Here is a 5,544-nt window from a genome sequence, read left to right as displayed (position 1 = left end):
CGACGCCGAGCCGTTCGGCGACGCCGGGCCGGTAGCCCTCGATGAGGATGTCGGCGCGCTCGGCGAGGTCGAGCACGGCCGCCGGCCCGTCGGAGGACTTGAGGTCCAGGAGTACCGACCGCTTGTTGCGATTGGAGACGTCGTAGTCCGGGTCGATGTTGAGGCCCGCGCCGCCGGGGCGGTCGACGCGCACGACATCGGCGCCGAGGTCCGCGAGGAGCATGGCGGCGAACGGCCCCGGGCCGATGCCCGCCAGCTCCACGACCCGCACCCCGGCCAGCGGCCCGGCCGGACCGCCCGAAGCGGCCGGACCACCCGGGCCGCTCGGGCTACCCGAAGCGCCCGGGCCCCGATCTGTCGCTGCCATCAATCCCCCAGCTGTTTGACACTGTTGATGTAACATCAGTGATGCTAAAAAGCCGCAGCACCCGCCACAAGCCCTGTGGATAACCAACCCCCGGATGCGGGCGGCCTTTCACACATACCCCGGAGGCCCGGAAACGACGGTGTCGTCTCCGGGCCTCCGTGTCGTCGCGGCCTGGGTGGGCTCAGCCCGCGTCCAGCTCCGCGATCAGCCGCTTCGGGGCGATGACCCGATAGCTCTCCTCAACCCAGTCGCACAGCAGCTCCGCGGACAACGCGCCCGACCCGGCGAGCGGGACGCTGACCCACCCGGCCCTGCCGAGCCCGTAACCCGTCGGCTCCGCGCCGGGCACGGACATCGCGTGCTCGTGCGCCTCCGGGTCCTTGAGCTTGACGCTGATGCCCGGCGCGTCACCGCCCTCTTCGCTGCCCAGGAAGACGAAGACCTTCTTGTTGACCTTGATGACGCTCTCGCCCCACGGGAACTCCTCGACCGCCCCGGGCAGTCCGAGGGCGAACGCACGCACCTTCTCCCGCACCTTCGGAGCGTTCTTCGCCGCGGCCATGATCCGCCTCCGTCACCCGTTCGGTCCGCTACCGGCTCGTGGGCTCCACGCTAACCGCGCCCACCGACACCGGCGCGGGCACGAGGTGATCCGCGTCGGCCGTCCGGTCGATCAGCCGGTGCAGCCGGTGCGGGACGTTGCAGCCAATCAGCACGATCACAACCGTCGTCAGCCCGAAGGCGAGCACCGCGAGCGCCCGGCCGAGCGGCATGCCCTCGGCGAGGTTCGCGCCCAGCACCGGGGCCACGGCCCCGCCGAGCGCGCCGACGTTGTACACGAAGCCGAGCGAGGCGGCGCGCGTCTCGGTCGGGAAGTGGCCCGCGACGTACTTGGGCAGCAGACCCGAGATGCCCTGGCTCAGCGCCAGCATGGCGAAGAGCATCATGCCGAGCCCGACCAGGCTGTCCTGGACCGCGAACACCGGGAAGACGAAGGCCAGCGAGGCGATGAGCGTCAGTGCGTACGCCTTGTGCGTGCCGAGCCGGTCGCCGACGAACCCCGCGAGGCAGCAGCCGAGCATCGTGCCGAAGCCCGCGTAGTACATGACGTCCGTGACCTGCTCGGGCGCGTAGCCCAGCTCGGTCTTGAGGTAGGTCGGCAGCAGGGCCTGGATCGGCCAGCTGTAGAGGAAGCAGCAGAAGACGGTGGCCATCAGGGCCACATACAGCACCCAGCCCGTGCGCCCGCCCAACTGGGCGGCGAAGGCGACCAGGCAAGCCGCGGCGACCACGGACAGGACGGGCACCATGCCCGCACCGGCCGGGGTGAAGACGCAGAACAGCGCGACGCTCGCGGCCGCCGCCAGGACGACGTTCACGGTGGCACGCGCGCGGGTGGCGAACAGCGGCCGGAACGGGTTGGGCCGGGCCTCGGCTCCGCCCACCTCCGCGGTCCAGTCCTCGGCCTCCGGCAGGGCCCGGCGCACCCAGAGCGCGACCAGCACCGGCAGGATGCCGATCCAGAACATCCAGCGCCAGCCAAGACCGGGCACCACCCACTGGTAGACCTCGGCGGCGATGACCGTGCCGAAGGCGTAGCCGGAGATCAGGAAGCCGGAGGCGCGGTTGCGCGCCCGCGTCGGCCAGCTCTCCAGGGCGTACGTGGCGCTGGCGCTGTACTCGCCGGCCATTCCCATGCCGATGGCCAGCCGGGCGGCGAAGAGGCTGGTGTAGTTCCAGGCGAACCCGCAGGCGAAGGTACCGAGCGAGTAGAGCAGGATGCTGGCGACCATCGCGGCCTTGCGGCCGTAGCGGTCGCCCATTGCGCCGAGCAGCGCGCCGCCGAGCCAGCGGGTGATGAAGGCGCCGGAGACCAGGCTCGCGGACTCCACGGTGCTCAGCCCGAAGTCGTCGGCGATCTCGGTGAGTACAAGGGTGATGAGCACGAAGTCGAAGCCGTCGAGGACATAGCCGACCCAGGCGGCGAACAGCGACTTCCACTGACGGGGAGAGACCTCCCGGTACCAGGGCCGGGTGGATATGCCTCCCGCCGCCGAAGCGCTCACAGCAGGCCTCCCTCTTCCAGCAGGTGGCTGACGGCCTTGGTCTCGGCGTCGCCCAGCGGGACCTGCGGGGCGGCGGTCGCGGGGCAGTTGATGGCACCCAGCAGATGGAGCGCGGCCTTGAAGGCGCCGAGCGCGGAGGAGCTGCGGCCCATGGCGGCCTCGTGGCCCACGTCGGTGATGGCGAACAGGGCGGCCAGCCGGTCCTGTTCGGCGGCGGCCTCGGTCCAGCGACCCGCGCGCGCGTGCGCGTAGAGCCGGACGTAGCCCGCCGGGTCGACGTTGCCCAGGCCCGGCACGACGCCGTGGGCGCCGGCCAGCAGGGCGCCGTCGACGGCGAGTTCGGAGCCGGTGAGCACGGAGAAGCGGCTGTCGAGCCCGCGGGTGCGCAGTTCCACCAGGAGCCGGCGCAGCGCCCCGTCGTCGCCGCTGCTGTCCTTCAGGCCCGCCAGGGTGCCGTCCTCGGCCAGGTCGAGCACGGTGGCGGCCGGGAGCTTGGTGTGCACCGCGACCGGGATGTCGTAGGCGAACAGCGGAAGGTCAACGCCGCGGCGGATGCGGCGGAAGTGGTCGGCGATCTCGACCGGGTGGGTGCGGGTGTAGAACGGCGCGGTGGCCACGAGCGCGTCGGCGCCGGACTCCGCGGCCACGCGCGCGTGGTCGAGGACGCGAGCGGTGGTCATGTCGATCACCCCGGCGAGGACCGGCACCCGTCCGGCGGCCGCCTCGACGGCCGTACGGAGGACCGTACGGCGCTGGGCGTCGGCCAGATAGGCGGTCTCGCCGCTGGAGCCGAGGGCGAAGAGCGCGTCCACTCCGGAGCCGATGAGGCGTTCGCAGAGAGTGCGCAGCGAGTCGGTGTCGACGTCACCGCCGGGTGTGAGCGGCGTGCACAGGGGCGGTACGACGCCGGTCAGAGGGGCGGGCAGGGGCATTGCGGCTCCACGTTCTGTGCAACTGGCAGGAATCTCGCCCAAATTGGACGTCGGACGTCCCATGTCCTGCGCTGACAGTGCCCCAGCCCCATCCCGACGTCAAGGGTTGACGCACCTCAGCCGACCGGCTGCTGGCGGAACTCCTCGAGCCCCGGTGCGGTCCTGGTCATGGTGAACTGCGTGACCCGGTAGCCGCAGACCTCCTCCTGCACGAACGGGTCGCTGGCGACCACCGCCTCGATGCGGTCACGGTCGTCGCCGACGGCGAGGATCACCCCGCCGTCCAGGGGCTTCTTGCGCCCGGAGGCGATGAAGACCCCCGCCTCGAACTGCTCGTCCACCCACTCCATATGGGCCTCTCGGAGGGCGTCCACTTCGTCGGCGGGCGCGGTGTAGGTCAGCTCAAGTACGAACATGATCCCGAGCCTACGGGGCGCCCTCCAGGGCCCGTCCGGGGGTCCGGATGGCGAACCGCCGCCACGCGCGCGTGGCCGGTTCCGCCCCGCGCCCGGAGCGCCGCCTCAAGGTCCCTCGCGCCGTGACCGATGTCACCCCCACGGACGATGCACGGATCGAGTCCATGCGTCGTCTCCCCCGTTGAGAGAAGGGACCGCGGTACGCCGCGGCACCGAGGGACCAGACCCACGAGCGCGAGGAGGCAGGCGTGTCCCCTGTCATCGACCAAGCTGTCCAGGCCGGCCTCATCACGTCCGAATCCGACGTCCTCAAGGTCAAGGCTGTGCTGCGCTACGACGCCGGCGACCCGCTGGCCGTCCGCATGTGCTTCCCCCCGAAGGCCTCGCTCGTGGGCTCCGAGGTGTCCTGGATCTTCGGCCGGGACCTGCTGGCCGCGGGGCTGGGCTCGCCCGCGGGCGACGGCGACGTCCACGTCCGGCCGCACGGCGAGGACGAGACGGTGCTGGAGTTCCACGCCTCGGTCGGCACCGCCATGGTGCGGGTGCGCACCGCGGAACTGAGCCGTTTCCTGCGGCGGTCGTACGCGTGCGTGCCCGCGGGCCGCGAGGGGCTCCACCTGGACCTGGACGGCGACCTGGCGGCCCTCCTGCGGGAGGCGTGAGGTACCCACCTGCCGGGAGGCGTGGGAGACCCTGCCGGGCGGGCGGGAAACCCCCGTTTCTCAGCTTCCTCCGGCAGTGATCGGCGGGACGATCGCGGCCGTCAAGATCGCGACCACCAGGGCGGCCCGTACCTCCTCCAGCACCTTCCGCAGCGCCGGTGCCGCCGCACCCGCGCGCTGTGTCAGCACCGCGACGCGCTCCTCGTACGCCGCCGCGTCGGCCGCCGTGATCACCGTCCGCAGCTCGCCGGCCGCCGCGAGGGCGACGAGTGCCGCCGCGCGCTCCGGCACCTCGGACACGTCCTGGGTGCCGCGCAGGACCCCCAGCACCCCGGTCTTCAGGGCGTCGGCCGCGGCCACGCCCCCTCCCTGGTCCAGGACGTGGTCCTTGGCCGGGAACAGGCCCAGTACGCGTCGGGTCTCCGTCCTCAGGTGGCCCGTACCCCGCAACTGGTCCCGGACTGCCCCCAGGGTGAGGCCGGCGTCGCGGCTCACCCACGCCTTCCACGTACGGGGCCGGGACTCCTCGATCAGTTCCAGCAGCCCGTCCAGGACAGGGTCCCCGGTGCGGGAGTCGTCGGCCGGCGTGACGATCCCGTCGACGTCCACGAGCCGGCCGCGCTGCGCGAGTTCGGTGAGCGCCCCCGCCCTGACCAGGAGGTGCAGGGATGCCGTCCGGGTCAGCTTGATCGCTTTCGTGTCCCAGGCGAGCAGGTAGAGCTCGGCGGGGAGCGAGAACGGGCCGTTCGGCACGGAAAGCCTCCAAGGGGGTCTGGCGTTCCGACAATACGGGTCCGGTCGACCGGCGTCATGCGGCCGCGCGAGCGCCGTTCCGCGGGCGACCGTTGACGACGCTGCGGCTGTTGACCGCGTTGCGGCGTCAAAATTGCGTTGCGGCGGTGCGGTGGCGCGCCCTACCGTAGTTTCCGGCCCTGTTGTCGCCGATAGGAGACGGACGTTGCTCGTCTGAGGTCATGGGACACCGCGCTCCGCAGCACCACCACTGCGTCGAGCCGTGTGCGACCTCGGCACTGAGCCGTCCGCCCCGCGACCGGGGCCACCTGCTTGCGCCGCCCCTCTCCCTCCGTCGCCACACCCCGG

General features: G+C 72.0%; 7 protein-coding genes. 1 reads left to right on the top strand and 6 read right to left on the bottom strand.

Annotated elements, in window-relative coordinates:
• The 5 genes from AOK16_RS09685 to AOK16_RS09665 form a co-directional block, all read right to left on the bottom strand.
• On the bottom strand, positions 1-367 hold a 367-nt coding region (locus AOK16_RS09685; protein WP_420865375.1), incomplete at its 3' end, for a CoA transferase.
• 181 nt (positions 368-548) lie between these two features.
• Complete coding sequence (locus AOK16_RS09680) at positions 549-929, bottom strand: MmcQ/YjbR family DNA-binding protein (protein ID WP_055471838.1); 381 nt, start codon at positions 927-929, stop codon at positions 549-551.
• A 28-nt stretch (positions 930-957) separates the two neighbouring features.
• Positions 958-2,433 carry a sialate:H+ symport family MFS transporter gene (locus AOK16_RS09675; protein WP_240483496.1) on the bottom strand — a complete coding sequence of 492 codons (1,476 nt, stop codon included), beginning with the start codon at positions 2,431-2,433 and terminating at the stop codon, positions 958-960.
• Complete coding sequence (locus AOK16_RS09670; protein WP_055471837.1) at positions 2,430-3,365, bottom strand: dihydrodipicolinate synthase family protein; 936 nt, start codon at positions 3,363-3,365, stop codon at positions 2,430-2,432. The genes AOK16_RS09675 and AOK16_RS09670 overlap by 4 nt, the downstream gene beginning before the upstream one ends.
• Positions 3,366-3,481: 116 nt before the next feature.
• Positions 3,482-3,781, bottom strand: a complete 300-nt coding sequence (locus AOK16_RS09665; protein WP_055471836.1) for a YciI family protein — start codon at positions 3,779-3,781, stop codon at positions 3,482-3,484.
• 248 nt (positions 3,782-4,029) lie between these two features.
• On the opposite strand from AOK16_RS09665, the gene ssgD reads away from it, so the two are divergent.
• A complete protein-coding gene (gene ssgD, locus AOK16_RS09660; RefSeq protein ID WP_055471835.1) occupies positions 4,030-4,443 on the top strand; it encodes a spore wall synthesis regulator SsgD in 414 nt (137 codons plus the stop codon).
• 60 nt (positions 4,444-4,503) lie between these two features.
• Here ssgD and AOK16_RS09655 read toward each other — a convergent pair whose 3' ends face one another.
• Positions 4,504-5,196, bottom strand: coding sequence for a GOLPH3/VPS74 family protein (locus tag AOK16_RS09655; RefSeq protein ID WP_055471834.1), 693 nt, complete (start codon positions 5,194-5,196; stop codon positions 4,504-4,506).
• Positions 5,197-5,544: the final 348 nt, after the last annotated feature.

The sequence above is a fragment of the Streptomyces pathocidini genome (genome assembly GCF_001418495.1).
In the GTDB taxonomy this organism is placed as follows: Bacteria; Actinomycetota; Actinomycetes; order Streptomycetales; family Streptomycetaceae; genus Streptomyces; species Streptomyces pathocidini.
Note: the sequence above shows the minus strand (reverse complement) of the source record. Positions and strands in the feature narration are given on the sequence as shown.